Source organism: Saccharomonospora sp. NB11, from assembly GCF_015910535.1.
Taxonomy (GTDB): domain Bacteria; phylum Actinomycetota; class Actinomycetes; order Mycobacteriales; family Pseudonocardiaceae; genus Saccharomonospora.
The window spans coordinates 140,708-155,666 of record NZ_JACBJG010000006.1 but is presented as its reverse complement, the minus strand read 5'-3'; the positions used below and the strand labels follow the sequence as shown (position 1 = coordinate 155,666).

Sequence of the window (14,959 nt, the reverse complement as noted above, 5' to 3'; positions counted from 1 at the left end):
AAGGGGGACGAGGAATCATGAGCGACGCGTTGAGCGGCATCACGATCGAGAGCGAGAGCTCCTACGGCGAGAAGGTCGTCGAGGCCGTCAAGGGACTTCCCGTGGTGGGAGGCGCCGTCGGGATCTTCGCCGGGGCGGCGAGCGCGGTGTCGGACGGTGGCCTGAGCGGATCGGACTTGCAGGGCCTCGCTTCGGAGGGCGCGAGCTTCATCTCGTCGTGCTCCAGCGTCGTGTCGGACGTCGCGACGGACCCGATCGGGTGGCTGGTCGGTGAGGGGCTGGACTTCCTGATCTCCATCTGCCAGCCGTTGCAGGACGCCATTCACATGGTCAGCGGTGACGGGCCTGCGCTGTCGACGGCCTCCGGCAACTTCTCCTCCATCGCGCAAGGCATCGCCAACTTCGCCGACGAATTCGCCGAGGAGTGCCAGACGGCGCTGGCCGACTGGGACGGCGAGGCTGCGGAGGCCGCGGCCGCCAAGTTCGGCGAGTTCACCAAGGGCATCAGGGCGGTCGCCGGGGAAGCCGGAAACATCTCCGAGCTGCTCCAGATCTCCAGCATGATCATGACGGTGATCGAGGAGTTCATCAAGGCTCTGCTCACCGAGCTGATCACCTGGCTGATCATGATCTGGGTCCCGGCATTGGCCGCGGCGATTCCCACGGCGGGCGCGTCGACCGCCGCCGCGGGTGCCGCCACCGGCGTTCGTGCGGCCCAGACCGGTGCCAGGGCCACCAAGCAGGTGAACTGGCTGCGGAAACTCCTCGACAAGATCCAGGAGTTGTTGGCCAAGCTGCGGGACTTCGTCACGAGGCAGGGCAGGAGCTTCCGGGAGGCGATGGACACCACGCGGAGGCAGGTGACCCAGGCGACGCAGCGGGTCGACGACGCGCTCGAGAACGGTATGAGGGCCGGCATGCGGGATCGTCTCCTGCACGCGGAGACCGGGATGGTCGGGTCGCGGGTTTCTCAGGGCTTCGGGAAGTCGATGCGGGGCACGGCCACCGACTTCTTCAAGGACCAGGTGTCGATGTCGTCGCTCGAAGGGCACTACGAGGGCATCACGGGCGCGGCCGAGGCCGGCGACATCGGCGAGGACCAGCCGACCGAGACGACGTCCCGGCAGCTGGACTTCTGAGAGCGTCATGCCCACCTCGCTCGCCCTGCTGGTCGTGTGCACCGTCGTCGTGTTCACGGTCATCGGATGCTGGGACGGGCTGCACTCGGCGTGGTTGCGGTTCGTCCGGCTCCCCCGCCTGGCTCGCGCGCACGGTTGGCTGTTGAAACGTCGACTGCCCTGGCAACCGCGAGAAGGTGACGAGCTCCCCGGTAGCGGGTCGGTGACCTGGTCCTACTCGGTGCCGTACGCGGAGTGCGAGCTCCTCGGCACCTACGGACACCGGCCCGTCTACGCCGTGCAGTACGGAGTGCCGAGACGCCGGGGGGTCCGCAACGGCCAGCAGCAGTGGACCATCCACCGATACTCGGTGGTCGCGGTGGCCACGTCGACGCGCCCCTTCGGCGGCTTCCACGGTGCTTCGGGGGCGAGGGCGATCTCCGGGAACGCGGAGGCGTACTACGCCGACTTCGTCGACTGGGCGCGCGACCGCTTGGCCGAGTCCGGCACCCCGGTCCGGCACGAAGGCCCAGGGCTGGTCTCGCTCAGCTGGCAAGGGCAGCTCGGGCCCAGACGGCTGCTGCGCGCGCTCGACGAACTGACCGCGCCACGCTGACCGGGCTCGCCCGTCGTTCACGCCGCCCACCGCGCACACTCGACCGCGTGCGGTGGGCGGCGTGATGTACTGACGCGGCCCCCGAGTGGAGGAGCAGCACCGATGACCCCCGTCTACGTCGCGATTCCCCTTCTCACGCTCGCCGCCGTGGTCGTGTGGCTGGTCGTCTCACGGTCGAGGACGAAGACCGACGAACAACTGCTGGCCGAGCGCCGGGAGTTCGCGCGCCAGGTCGGCGGAGTCGAGTACCGGGACGCGGGCCGCACCCGGCCGTCGTTCGGCCACTTCCCCACCGAGGGTGCCGCCGACGCTCCCCAGCCGTTCGACTACGCCGTCGAGTTCAAGCGGGGCGCCACCCGGGTGTTGGCGTTCGAGAAGCGCACGCGGAGGCACTCGCCGGGTGGCAGCACCGTCAAGCTCGCTCACGACCGCGTCGTTCAGATCCCGGCACCGCCCACCGCACGAGTGTGGATCGGACCGGAGCTCCTCGCGGTGCAGGATCTCGGCCTGAAGGCGCAGATCGTGCCGGGACTGACGGTCGGTCGGCATCACCAGAAACTCGTGGTGGCCTCGCCCGACGAGGCGCTCGCCCGTCAGCTCGTCACGCCGGAGACGTTGACGTGGCTCACCGCGAGGCGCGGGCCGTGGTTCAGTCCGATCGTGCTCGAACACGGCACTCTCCGGACCGATGCCACTCCCGGCGACCGGCTCACGCCCGCCAACATGGTCGGTACCGCCGACGTACTCATCGAATTTCTCGATCTTCTGCTCCCTCGGACCCGCTGACGGAACCGATACCGCGCCTCCTCGGTCGAAGAAAGCGGAAAACGGGTTTCAGGCACAGTCCGAGGAGAACAGCCATGGGCGGCTTCAAGGTCGAAGTGGAGGCGTTGCGCAATTACCGCAACGCGCTGGACGACTTCGGTGACCAGGCGAACGAGTTCAAGGACCTTGTCAGCCGCGCCGACGTCGGCGACGAATCGTGGGGACTGGTCGGCCTGGCCACCAAGAGCTCCTACACCGAAGCGCTCGGGGAGCTGAACGACCTCCTCTCCCGCATGCAGGAAGGCCTGTCCGCGCTGGGCGACAAGTTCAAGACCGCCGCCGACATGTACGCGGGTAACGACGACCAGGGCGCGATCACGATCGGCCGCTACCAGGTCGAGATCGACACGGTCAACGACGCCGGCCCGGCCGGGTCCTGAACGGAGGAGGCACAAGAATGACCGAGGCCATCGAGGTCACCGACATCGCGGGCTCCGTCGAACTGAAGGGGGACGCGGACACCTCGTTCGGGGACGCCGCTCTCGACCTGGCGAAGCACACTCCCGTCGCCAAGCAGGCCATCAAGGGCTACGAGACCGTCACGAACATCTGGCAGGGGCTGCCCGACGACCCGGACGTCGCCGACGTGATGCTGCACGCGGGCAACGTCATTACCGACGCGGCCGGGTTCACCGCGGAATGCGCGATGGAAGTGGGCTCGGCGGTGCTCGACCCCGTGGGCTGGCTGGTCAGCAACGGTCTGAGCATGGTGCTGCACCTCGTGACGCCGCTGCAGGACGCGCTGCACATGGTGTCGGGCGACGGTCCTGCGTTGAGCACGGCGTCGGGTGACTTCGCCGCCATCGGCAACGGCCTGGTGCAGTACGCGGGCGAGTTCGTCCGCGTCGCCGACGAGGCGCTCGCCGACTGGGAGGGCGAGGCGAGCGACACGGCACGGCGGGCGCTCGGGGACTTCGCCAAGGGCATCGAGGGTGTCGCGACCAGCGCCGGGGGCGTCGCGGAGATCCTCAAGATGTCGTCGATGCTCATGACGGTCGTCGAAGAGGTCATCAAGGCGATCATCACGGAGCTCGTGACCTGGCTGATCTGGATCTGGCTGCCCGCGCTCGCGTCGTCGGTGGTCAGCCTCGGGTCGTCGGTGGCGGCGGCGATGTCGGCGTCCATCGCGAAGGCCGGGAGCATGTTCTCGCGGGTCACGAGCAAGATGGGCAAGCTCGGCAAGCTCCTCGACAAGATCCTCGAATTTTTCCAGAAGTTCGGCTCGAAGCTCGTCGCGCTCGGCGAGAAGCTCGGTGTGCAGCCGAAGAACTACGGCGCGAACGTGCTCGACACGGTGGCCGAGGTGGGCCGCGGTGGCGCGATGAAGACGGCCGTGGCGGAGTCGTTGAAGAAGGGCGCGGGCAAGCTCGCGGAGTCCACCATCGGCATCAACCCGACAGGCACGGCCGACAACGGCTACCAGGCGGGCAAGACGGTCGTCGACCACTACGGCAAGCTCGTCGACCATGTCACGAACCTCAAGGACGCCGGTGACAAGGGCGGCATCGGTTCGGGGGCCACGGCGGAGGAGACCCGCGACCTGCTCGACGTCTGACGCCGCTGTCGTCGACGAAGTGCCGCGTTCGGCCCGCGCACGTTCCGCGGGCCGAACGCGGTCAGCGAATCAGATACCGCAGTTGGGAGCCGACCAGGTGGTCGAGCCGACAGCCACGTGCACGTGGTCGTTGTGGTTCGGGTAGCCGGGGCCCAGGATGTTGCTGAAACCGTGGTAGCGGGCCTGCTTCGCGATGGTGCAGAACGAGTGCGACAGGCTGCCGAGATCGACCCCGTCGCCGTACATGTGTCTGCTGCTCGCCGACCCGCCGGCGCGGTCGTTGCAGGCCTTGCTCCGGAAGCCACTGGTCACCCGGACCGGCTTGTCGCCGAGCGCGTGCCGCAGCGCCTCCAGCTTCCACATCGACACGAGCGCGTTCGCCCTGGCCGTCGACGCGGACACCGCACCTCCGGACCAGGTCGAGTTGCACTTGTTCAGCTCGGAGTAGCTGAAGTGGGCAGGCGTGCAGTCGTTGTCCTGAAGTTGGTAGATCTTGTTGAAGGTCTGCGTCCCCGCCACACCGTCGGCGGACAGTCCGTAAGCCTGCTGGAACCGGGTCACCGCGGCCTTGGTGTGCGCACCGTACGAGCCGTCCAGGGCGAGGACGCTGCGGTAACCGGGGTAACCGGACACGCGGATCTGTAGTTGCCGGACGTCCTCCCCCTTCATCCCCTCCTTCAACGTCCGGGTCCACGTGTAGCAGCCGTCCGCGTGCGCGGGTGTAGCCGTCGCCGTGGACATCACGGCGGTACCCGTGATCACCAGCAGCGCGGCGGCCACGAGGCCGGCGATACGTCTGAGCATGAGAGGTCCCTTCCTGCCGAACGAGGATGTGGAGCACAGCATCCTGGCCTCTCACCGGGTGTTCAACGGCTCACACCCACTCGGACCACAACATTGGTGGTGCGGTTCGAGAATGCTGATCCGGACGGGGCCGTCAGCTGCCGGTGCCGGACGGGCCGACCGGTGTGGTGACGTCGTTCAGGTGGTGCACCACGTCGTGCAGGATGTAGCGCCCGAACGTTTCCACGGTGAAGCGTGTTCCGTCAGCACGCCGCCCGCTGCGCCGCACAGCGTCGCCCGCGAGGTCGTCCGTGAGCCCGTCCAACCGGGTCGCCGCACGTTCGGCGGCGATACCCAGATCGGTGGCCACGATGGAGGGTTCCTGTTCGTTGTACCGATCGTCGACAGCGGCCCGGTCCTGGTCCCAGTCGTCGTAGACGGGGTCGTCCTCGGTGAGCATCAGCACGAGCCGCTGATCCAGCAGGCGCAGCGCGTCCCGAACATGGCAGGCGTACTCCAGTACCGACCACCGGTCGGATCGTGGCCGCTCACGCAGACGAACGCCGCTGCTGAGCAGTTCGCACCAGGACGCGGCGTTGGCGCGCAGCAGACTCGGCACGTCCGCCCACCGCACGGCACTCACATCGAGCCCGCACTCCGCGCACTGCCGCTGGAGGACCCAGGTCCAGTTCTTCGTGTCAGGAATGATCACCAGCCGATTCTTCTGGACGCTTCCGGCAACGCACAAGCAACGTTCACGGACTGAACCGTCTGCCCGGTGCCCCGTTCACCGTTTCGCCCCGAACCCCCTTGTGGGGCTGGCATAGTGAACCGGCGTTTCCGGGACCGAGAGGGCATCTGAGCGAGGGAGACCTGGCTCAGGCTCTCTCCACTGTCGGCCTGCATGGCGATAGGCATCGGCCTGCTCTTCTGGCCACAGTGGCGTAGTGCCCGCAAGGAACAACGTGAGCACGTCGAAGCACTCACTGCACTCGCCGCGGGCCTGGGAGGCACGGACGAGAAAGCCCCCGACCCACCACAGTGGATCGGGGGCTTTGCTCTGCTCGGCTTACCGGAAGTCGCGACCGAAGTCGTAGTCGTCCAGCGGAACCGCGGCACCGGTGCCGGTACCGAACACATCAGGCGTGTAGTAGCCGTCGTCGTAGGACGGGATCGCGTACGCGGCGACCCTCGCCTCCTCGGTCGGCTGCACCTGGATGTTGCGGTACCGGTTGATGCCCGTACCGGCCGGGATCAACTTACCGATGATCACGTTCTCCTTCAGGCCGATCAGCGAGTCACTACGGCCGTTGATGGCCGCGTCGGTGAGCACGCGGGTCGTCTCCTGGAAGGAGGCGGCCGACAGCCACGAGTCCGTGGTCAGCGACGCCTTGGTGATACCCATCAGCACCGGGCGACCGGAGGCGGGCTCGCCGCCCTCCGCGACCGCCTGCCGGTTGACCTGCTCGAACCGGGTGCGCTCGGGGAGCTCACCGGGCAGGAACTCGGTCGAACCGGAGTCGATGATCGTCACGCGGCGCAGCATCTGCCGCACGATGACCTCGATGTGCTTGTCGTGGATGGACACACCCTGCGCCCGGTACACCTTCTGGACCTCGTCCACCAGGTGCATCTGCGCCTCGCGCGGACCCATCACACGCAGCACCTCGTGCGGGTCCGGCGTGCCTTCCAGCAGCGGCTGACCGACGCTGACGTGGTCGCCGTCCGCCAGCGGACCGTTCGGGGTGATGGCGAGACGCTGCCGCTTCGACAGCTTGTCGAAGACGATCTCCTCGCTGCCGTCGTCCGGGATGAGCGTGATCTTCCAGAACCGCTCGCTCTCCTCGATGCGCACCCGGCCGTCGACGTCGGCGATCGGCGCCTTGCCCTTCGGGACACGGGCCTCGAAGAGCTCCGTGACACGGGGCAGACCGGTCGTGATGTCGTCACCGGCCACACCACCCTGGTGGAACGTACGCATCGTCAGCTGCGTACCGGGCTCACCGATCGACTGGGCGGCGACGATACCGACGGCCTCGCCGACGTCCACCAGCTTGCCGGTCGCCATGGAGCGGCCGTAGCAGGTGGCGCAGACACCCATGGCCGACTCGCAGGTCAGGACACTGCGGACCTTGACCTTGCTGATACCGGCCTGGATGAGGCGGTCGATCGCCGGGTCACCGAGGTCGTCACCCGCGTTGAGCACCACGTTGCCCTGCGCGTCCACCGCGTCGGTGGCGAGGTTACGGGCGTACACGCTGGTCTCGACGTGCTCGGCCCGCACCAGGCGGCCGTCGGGCAGCTCGTCGGCGACGTTCATCATGATGCCGCGGCTGGTGCCACAGTCGGTCTCGCGGACGATGACGTCCTGCGACACGTCCACCAGACGACGGGTGAGGTAACCCGAGTCGGCGGTACGCAGAGCGGTGTCCGCCAGACCCTTACGGGCACCGTGCGTGGCGATGAAGTACTCCGCCACCGACAGACCCTCACGGAAGTTGGCCTTGATCGGGCGCGGGATGTACTCACCCTTCGGGTTCGACACCAGACCACGCATACCGGCCAGCGACCGCACCTGGGTCATGTTGCCCGCCGCACCCGACTTCACGATCATCGAGATCGGGTTGTCGTCGGGGAGGTTGTCCTCCATGGCCTTGGCGACGTCCTCCGTCGCCTGGCCCCACACCTTGACGAGCTCGTTGTTGCGCTCGGTGTGCGAGAGCTGACCACGCTGGTACCGCTTCTCGACCTGCGCGGCACGGGCCTCGTACTGGTCGAGGATCTCCTTCTTCGACTCCGGCACCACGACGTCGGTGATGGCCACCGTGACGCCCGACCGGGTCGCCCAGTGGAAGCCGGCGTCCTTGAGGGCGTCCAGCGTCTGCGCGACCTGGGTCATCGAGTACCGCTCGGCGAGGTCGTTGACGATCGCGGCCTGGCGCTTCTTCGGCAACGGCTCGTTGATGAACGGGTAGTCCGCGGGCAGCAAGTCGTTGAACAGCACGCGACCGAGGGTGGTCTCGGCGAGCCACGGCTGGCCCGGCTCCCACCCCTGCTCACGCAGCGCGGCTTCCTGCTCCTTGTTGGGCTGGCGGTCGCGGATGCGGATCTTCACCGGCGCGTGCAGCGAGAGCTGCTTGCGGTCGTAGGCCATGATCGCCTCGGCAGGCGACGAGTACGCCGTGCCCGCACCCTGCGCGTCCTCCTTGAGGCGCGTCAGGTGGAACAGGCCGGTGACCATGTCCAGACGCGGCATCGCCAGCGGACGACCCGACGCGGGCGAGAGGATGTTGTTCGCCGACAGCATCAGGATGCGCGCCTCGGCCTGCGCCTCGGCCGACAGCGGCAGGTGCACCGCCATCTGGTCACCGTCGAAGTCGGCGTTGAACGCCTCGCACACCAGCGGGTGAAGCTGGATGGCCTTGCCTTCGACGAGCTGCGGCTCGAACGCCTGGATACCGAGACGGTGCAGCGTCGGAGCACGGTTGAGCAGCACGGGGTGGCCGTTGATGACCTCTTCGAGCACGTCCCACACCTGCGGGCGGGACCGCTCGACCATGCGCTTCGCCGACTTGATGTTCTGCGCGTGGTTGAGGTCCACCAGCCGCTTCATGACGAACGGCTTGAACAGCTCCAGCGCCATGTCCTTCGGCAGACCGCACTGGTGCAGCTTCAACTGCGGACCCACGATGATGACCGAACGGCCCGAGTAGTCGACACGCTTACCGAGCAGGTTCTGACGGAAGCGGCCCTGCTTGCCCTTGAGCAGGTCGGACAGCGACTTGAGGGGCCGGTTGCCGGGCCCGGTGACCGGGCGACCGCGGCGGCCGTTGTCGAACAGCGCGTCGACGGCCTCCTGCAGCATCCGCTTCTCGTTGTTGACGATGATCTCGGGCGCGCCGAGGTCGATCAGTCGCTTGAGGCGGTTGTTGCGGTTGATGACGCGGCGGTACAGGTCGTTCAGGTCCGACGTGGCGAAGCGACCACCGTCGAGCTGCACCATCGGACGCAGCTCCGGCGGGATCACCGGGATCGCGTCGAGGACCATGCCGCGCGGGTCGTTGCCGGTGGCCTGGAAGGCCGCGACGACCTTGAGGCGCTTCAGCGCACGCAGCTTCTTCTGGCCCTTGCCGCTGCGGATGGTCTCGCGCAGCGACTCGGCCTCGGCGTCCACGTCGAACTCGCTGGCCAGCTTCTGGATGGCCTCGGCACCCATGCCGCCAGTGAAGTACTCGCCGTAGCGGTCGTACAGCTCGCGGTAGAGCTGCTCGTCGACGATGAGCTGACGCGGCTCCAGCTTGGTGAAGGTCGACCAGACCTCCTCCAGGCGGTCCAGCTCCCGCTGGGCGCGGTCGCGGATCTGCCGCATCTCGCGCTCGCCGCCCTCCTTCACCTTGCGGCGAACGTCGGCCTTGGCGCCCTCGGCCTCCAGCTCGGCGAGGTCGGCCTCCAGCTTCTGCGCGCGCTGCTCGATCTCGGCGTCACGGCGCGACTCGATGGTCTTGCGCTCGACGCTGATCTCGTTCTCCAGCGTGGGCAGGTCGTTGTGCCGCAGCTCCGTGTTCACGCTGGTGATCACGTACGCCGCGAAGTAGATGATCTTTTCGAGGTCCTTGGGCGCGAGGTCGAGCAGGTAGCCGAGCCGCGACGGAACGCCCTTGAAGTACCAGATGTGGGTGACGGGAGCGGCGAGCTCGATGTGGCCCATCCGCTCACGGCGCACCTTCGCGCGGGTGACCTCGACACCACAGCGCTCACAGATGATGCCCTTGAAGCGGACGCGCTTGTACTTGCCGCAGTAGCACTCCCAGTCGCGGGTCGGGCCGAAGATCTTCTCGCAGAAGAGCCCGTCCTTCTCCGGCTTGAGCGTGCGGTAGTTGATGGTCTCCGGCTTCTTGACCTCGCCGTAGGACCACTGACGGATGTCGTCGGCCGTGGCGAGACCGATCCGGAGCTCATCGAAGAAATTGACGTCCAGCACGTTCTTGCATCCCCTTGGGGTTCATCTCGGGGGTACGGGGTGCGGTCCCGACCCCATCGGTTAGAGGGGTTCGGCTACCCGGTGGGGTCCAGTGGCTCGGACCCCACCGGGCGGCTGGGTCATTGCACGACGTCGTCCACGGAGGGCGACTCGTTGCGGGACAGGTTGATGCCGAGGTTGGCGGCGGCCCGCTCCAGGTCCTCGTCGTCGGAGTCGCGCATCTCGATGGCGGCTCCGTCGGTGGAGAGCACCTCGACGTTCAGGCACAGCGACTGGAGCTCCTTCAGGAGCACCTTGAACGACTCCGGGATGCCCGGCGACGGCATGTTCTCGCCCTTGACGATGGCCTCGTAGACCTTGACGCGGCCGAGAACGTCGTCCGACTTGATCGTGAGCAGCTCCTGGAGGGTGTAGGCGGCGCCGTACGCCTGCATGGCCCAGCACTCCATCTCACCGAAGCGCTGACCACCGAACTGCGCCTTACCACCCAGCGGCTGCTGCGTGATCATCGAGTACGGACCCGTGGACCGAGCGTGGATCTTGTCGTCCACCATGTGGTGCAGCTTCAGGATGTACATGTAGCCGACCGCCACGGGGTACGGGAACGGCTCGCCGGTACGACCGTCGAGCAGCGTCGCCTTGCCGTCGCTGGAGACCAGCCGGTCGCCGTCCCGGTTGGGCTTGGCGCAACCCAGCAGACCCGTGAGCTCGTGCTCGCGGGCGCCGTCGAACACCGGCGTCGCGGTGTTCGTGCCCGGCTCGACGTCCATAAGCTCCTCGGTCAGGTTCTTCGCCCACTCGGGGTTGCCCTCGACCTTCCACCCCTGGGAGGCCAACCACCCGAGGTGGAGTTCGAGGATCTGACCGATGTTCATCCGTCGCGGCACACCGTGGGTGTTCAGCACGATGTCCACCGGGGTGCCGTCCTCGAGGAACGGCATGTCCTCCACCGGCAGGATCTTGCCGATGACGCCCTTGTTACCGTGCCGACCCGCGAGCTTGTCGCCGTCCTGGATCTTGCTCTTCTTCGCCACGTAGACGCGGACGAGCTCGTTGACGCCCGGGGGCAGCTCGTCGTCGTCCTCGCGGGAGAACACGCGGACGCCGATGACCTTGCCGGTCTCACCGTGCGGCACCTTGAGCGAGGTGTCGCGGACCTCGCGCGCCTTCTCACCGAAGATCGCCCGCAGCAGGCGCTCCTCCGGGGTCAGCTCGGTCTCGCCCTTGGGCGTGACCTTCCCGACCAGGATGTCGCCGTCGCGGACCTCCGCACCGATGCGCACGATGCCGCGCTCGTCGAGGTCGGCCAGCACGTCCTCGGAGACGTTCGGGATGTCCCGGGTGATCTCCTCGGCACCGAGCTTGGTGTCGCGGGCGTCGATCTCGTGCTCCTCGATGTGGATCGACGTGAGCACGTCGTCCTGCACGAGACGCTGCGAGATGACGATGGCGTCCTCGTAGTTGTGACCCTCCCACGGCATGATCGCCACGAGCAGGTTCTTGCCGAGGGCCATCTCGCCCTTGTCGGTCGACGGACCGTCGGCGAGGACCTGGCCCTTCTCCACGCGGTCGCCCTCGTTCACCACGGGACGGTGGTTGAAGCAGGTGCCCGCGTTGGTGCGGCGGAACTTGTACAGGCCGTAGGTGCGGCGGTTGCCGTCGTCCTGCATGACCGTGATCATGTCGGCGGACAGCTCCTCGACCACACCGGCTTCCTCGGCGACGATGACGTCACCGGCGTCGACCGCGGCGGCGAGCTCCACACCGGTGCCGACCAGCGGGGCCTCGGCCTGCAGCAGCGGCACGGCCTGACGCTGCATGTTCGCACCCATGAGGGCACGGTTGGCGTCGTCGTGCTCCAGGAACGGGATCATGGCGGTCGCCACGGACACCATCTGCCGCGGCGAGACGTCCATGTAGTCGATCTCCATGGGGTCGATCAGCTCGACCTCGCCGCCCTTGCGGCGACCCAGGACCTGGTCCTCGGCGAAGTAGCCGTCCTCGGTCAGCGGCGCGTTGGCCTGCGCCTTGACGTAGCGGTCCTCCTCGTCGGCGGTCAGGTAGTGCACCTCGTCGGTGACCCGGCCGTCGACGACCTTCCGGTACGGGGTTTCGATGAACCCGAACGGGTTAACCCTCGCGTAGGAGGACAGCGAACCGATCAGACCGATGTTCGGGCCTTCCGGCGTCTCGATCGGGCACATGCGGCCGTAGTGGCTGGGGTGCACGTCTCGGACGTCCATGCCGGCGCGCTCACGCGACAGACCACCGGGGCCGAGGGCGTTGAGGCGACGCTTGTGGGTCAGGCCCGACAGCGGGTTGTTCTGGTCCATGAACTGCGACAACTGGGAGGTTCCGAAGAACTCCCGGATCGCCGCGGTGACCGGGCGGATGTTGATCAGGGTCTGCGGCGTGATCGCCTCGACGTCCTGCGTGGTCATCCGCTCGCGGACCACGCGCTCCATGCGCGAGAGGCCGACGCGGATCTGGTTCTGGATCAGCTCGCCGACGGTGCGGATGCGGCGGTTGCCGAAGTGGTCGATGTCGTCGGTCTCGACCGGCACCTCGACGTCACCGACGCGCATCGTCTCCTCGCCCGCGTGGAGGCGGACGAGGTACTCGATGGTGGCGACGATGTCCTCTTCGGTGAGCGTGCCCGTGTCGTAGGGCAGGTTCAGGCCGAGCTTCTTGTTGACCTTGTACCGACCGACCTTGGCCAGGTCGTACCGCTTGTCCTTGAAGAACAGGTTCTCGACCAGCGCCTGGGCGCTCTCCTTCGTCGGAGGCTCGCCGGGCCGCAGCTTGCGGTGGATGTCGAGCAGCGCCTCGTCCTGGGTGGCGGTGGAGTCCTTCTCGAGCGTCGCGAGCAGCGTCTCGGAGAAGGAGAAACGCTCGCGGATCTGCTCGGCGGTCCAGCCGAGGGCCTTCAGCAGCACGGTGACCGGCTGACGACGCTTGCGGTCGATACGCACACCGACGGTGTCGCGCTTGTCGACGTCGAACTCGAGCCAGGCACCCCGGCTCGGAATGATCTTGACGCTGAAGACGTCCTTGTCCGTGGACTTGTCGACGGACTGGTCGAAGTACACGCCGGGCGACCGCACGAGCTGGGACACGACGACACGCTCGGTGCCGTTGATGATGAAGGTGCCCTTGTCGGTCATCACGGGGAAGTCGCCCATGAAGACCGTCTGGCTCTTGATCTCACCGGTGTTGTTGTTGACGAACTCGGCGGTGACGAACAGCGGCGCCGCGTAGGTCATGTCCTTGTCCTTGCACTCCTCGACGGAGGCCTTGACCTCGTCGAAGCGCGGGTCGGAGAAGGACAGGGACATCGAACCGGAGAAGTCCTCGATCGGGGAGATCTCGTTCAGGACCTCCTCGAGACCGCCGACCGGGTTCTCCTCACCCTCGTTGACGGCGCGTTCGTACCACGCCTCCGAGCCGGTGAACCATTCGAACGACCTGATCTGCACGTCAAGCAGGTGCGGGGTGTCGAGCGGCTCGCGAATCTCCCCGAAAGAGACTCGCTTCGGTGCTCCAGGAACACCCGTTGACGGTCGATTCGAGTTGGTCGCAGCAGTGGCCTGGTTCGCGGGAGAGACTGCCAAGATGCGTCCTTCCGGGGACATAGCTGGTTGAGCAGCCGCGCTAGCAACTCGTAACGCGGACTGTCAAGGGTGCGGTGTTGCCGACCATCCTAGCTACCGCAAAAGGGCAGCCTGAAAGTGGGCAGCGCAAAGAAGCAGTCTAGCCCGCAACAGGAGAGTTGTCGAGGGGACCCACCTGATCGCGCGAAGACCCGCAGCGATCGTGGTCCGGCCTCGGTCTGTTCTCTCCCTACTCGTGTCCCCGACGCGCCTCCCGCAAGGCGCGCCGTGTTGCCTGTAAGCGTGAACCCCCGGAGACGCTGAGTCAAGCGTCCTTCAGGTGTTGACCACCGGTTGGCGCAGTGTCAGTTACCCTCCGTCGAATCCTCTGCCTGCGACGATGATGGTTCGGCGCCGGTCGGAGCCGACCCCGATCGAGTATCGGACTCAGCGGAACCGTAGACGTCCAGATCGGAGACCTTCCACGTGCCGTCCTGTCGTTCGGCCTCGAACCACAGAGCGGCCGGGCCACCCATCGGCTGGTCGTTGCCGGCCCGCGTCGCCACTTGATCAACGTAGACCATGACCCTGGCGCTGTCGTCGTCGAGGACCACCACTCCGCTGCGAACCGCCGTCGTGGTAACGACGATCTTCTGCTCAGCGGCCTGCTTGCGGTAGTCGCCCATGAGGCCGTCGTAGGTCTTGCGGACCTCGTCGCTGCCGAGGAACCGGTCCGCGGCCCGCTCGGTCTTCTCCATGTCCTTGTAGTTGACCGACAGCAACTGCTCCGCCGCGTCCTCCATCGCCTGCTTCACCTCGGCGGTGGAGGCGACGTCGACCAGCGCCGTGTTGCCGACGAGGTTCGAGACCTCACTGTGCTTGATCTTGAAGAACACGGCGAGACCCGCGAGCACGAGCGTCGCGGCGATCAGCGCGGCCAGCACCGGGTAGCCGACGCGGCGACGAGTCGTCGAGTCGACGGCCTCGGGCTCTTCCTCGGCGGCCGGCCGTTCGGCGAGGGCGGCCGCCTGGTCGCGCACGTCCACCTGGTCGGCGTCCGTGGGCCGGGCGGTACCTCGGTCACGCGCCTTGCGTCGCGGGCTCGGCCGGGCCGGGGCGTCCGTGGCCTCGGAGGGCGTCGGCTCGGCAGTGCCGGAAGGCTCCTCGTCCTGCTCGGCCCCCTGCTCGGTGGCGGGTTCCGGCTCGGTGTCGTCGGGGGTCGTGGCCTCCCGCTCGGCCACGCTCGGCGCGCTCTCGACCGCGTCGGACTTGTCGACGGACGGATCGGCAGCGGCCTCGGTCGGCTCGGTGGGCTCAGTCGACTCGGTGGGTTCGGTGGGTTCGGTCGGTTCCGACACCCGCTTGACCGGGGACGGCCTGCGCAGGCCCGCGACCCGGGGACGGCGGGACGGTGTGGGCGGCTGTGCACCGAGGTTGCGGCGCCGGGAGGGAGGCATCGGGGTCTCCTGACTGGGTCGTGCGACGGTGGCT

10 protein-coding genes are annotated in these 14,959 nt (G+C 67.4%); 5 read left to right on the top strand and 5 right to left on the bottom strand.

Annotation, left to right across the window (positions count from 1 at the left end):
• The first annotated feature begins 17 nt into the window (after positions 1–17).
• The 5 genes from JAV51_RS11205 to JAV51_RS11185 all read left to right on the top strand — a co-directional run bounded on the left by JAV51_RS11205 (position 18) and on the right by JAV51_RS11185 (position 4,114).
• A complete protein-coding gene (locus JAV51_RS11205) occupies positions 18–1,139 on the top strand; it encodes a hypothetical protein (RefSeq protein WP_197320635.1) in 1,122 nt (373 codons plus the stop codon).
• A 7-nt stretch (positions 1,140–1,146) separates the two neighbouring features.
• On the top strand, positions 1,147–1,734 hold the full coding sequence (locus JAV51_RS11200; RefSeq protein WP_197320634.1) for a hypothetical protein: 588 nt from the start codon (positions 1,147–1,149) through the stop codon (positions 1,732–1,734).
• Positions 1,735–1,836: 102 nt separating this feature from the next.
• Positions 1,837–2,520 (top strand): hypothetical protein, encoded by a 684-nt coding sequence (locus JAV51_RS11195; RefSeq protein ID WP_197320633.1) that lies wholly within the window; start codon positions 1,837–1,839, stop codon positions 2,518–2,520.
• A 74-nt stretch (positions 2,521–2,594) separates the two neighbouring features.
• Positions 2,595–2,939: a type VII secretion target gene (locus JAV51_RS11190; protein ID WP_197320632.1), complete on the top strand. Its 345-nt coding sequence runs from the start codon at positions 2,595–2,597 to the stop codon at positions 2,937–2,939.
• A 17-nt stretch (positions 2,940–2,956) separates the two neighbouring features.
• The gene (locus JAV51_RS11185) at positions 2,957–4,114 is read left to right on the top strand and encodes a WXG100 family type VII secretion target (protein WP_197320631.1); all 1,158 of its coding nucleotides are present in this window, start codon (positions 2,957–2,959) and stop codon (positions 4,112–4,114) included.
• A gap of 69 nt (positions 4,115–4,183) precedes the next feature.
• Here the strand turns inward: JAV51_RS11185 and JAV51_RS11180 are convergent, their stop codons facing one another.
• The 5 genes from JAV51_RS11180 to JAV51_RS11160 all read right to left on the bottom strand — a co-directional run bounded on the left by JAV51_RS11180 (position 4,184) and on the right by JAV51_RS11160 (position 14,925).
• Positions 4,184–4,918, bottom strand: coding sequence for a D-Ala-D-Ala carboxypeptidase family metallohydrolase (locus JAV51_RS11180; RefSeq protein WP_005443220.1), 735 nt, complete (start codon positions 4,916–4,918; stop codon positions 4,184–4,186).
• A 133-nt stretch (positions 4,919–5,051) separates the two neighbouring features.
• Positions 5,052–5,609, bottom strand: coding sequence for a DinB family protein (locus JAV51_RS11175; RefSeq protein WP_005443218.1), 558 nt, complete (start codon positions 5,607–5,609; stop codon positions 5,052–5,054).
• Positions 5,610–5,966: 357 nt separating this feature from the next.
• A complete protein-coding gene (locus JAV51_RS11170; protein ID WP_197320630.1) occupies positions 5,967–9,878 on the bottom strand; it encodes a DNA-directed RNA polymerase subunit beta' in 3,912 nt (1,303 codons plus the stop codon).
• 119 nt (positions 9,879–9,997) lie between these two features.
• Positions 9,998–13,489 carry a DNA-directed RNA polymerase subunit beta gene (locus tag JAV51_RS11165; RefSeq protein ID WP_197320629.1) on the bottom strand — a complete coding sequence of 1,164 codons (3,492 nt, stop codon included), beginning with the start codon at positions 13,487–13,489 and terminating at the stop codon, positions 9,998–10,000.
• A gap of 344 nt (positions 13,490–13,833) precedes the next feature.
• Positions 13,834–14,925 carry a hypothetical protein gene (locus JAV51_RS11160; RefSeq protein WP_197320628.1) on the bottom strand — a complete coding sequence of 364 codons (1,092 nt, stop codon included), beginning with the start codon at positions 14,923–14,925 and terminating at the stop codon, positions 13,834–13,836.
• Between the last annotated feature and the right edge of the window lie 34 nt (positions 14,926–14,959).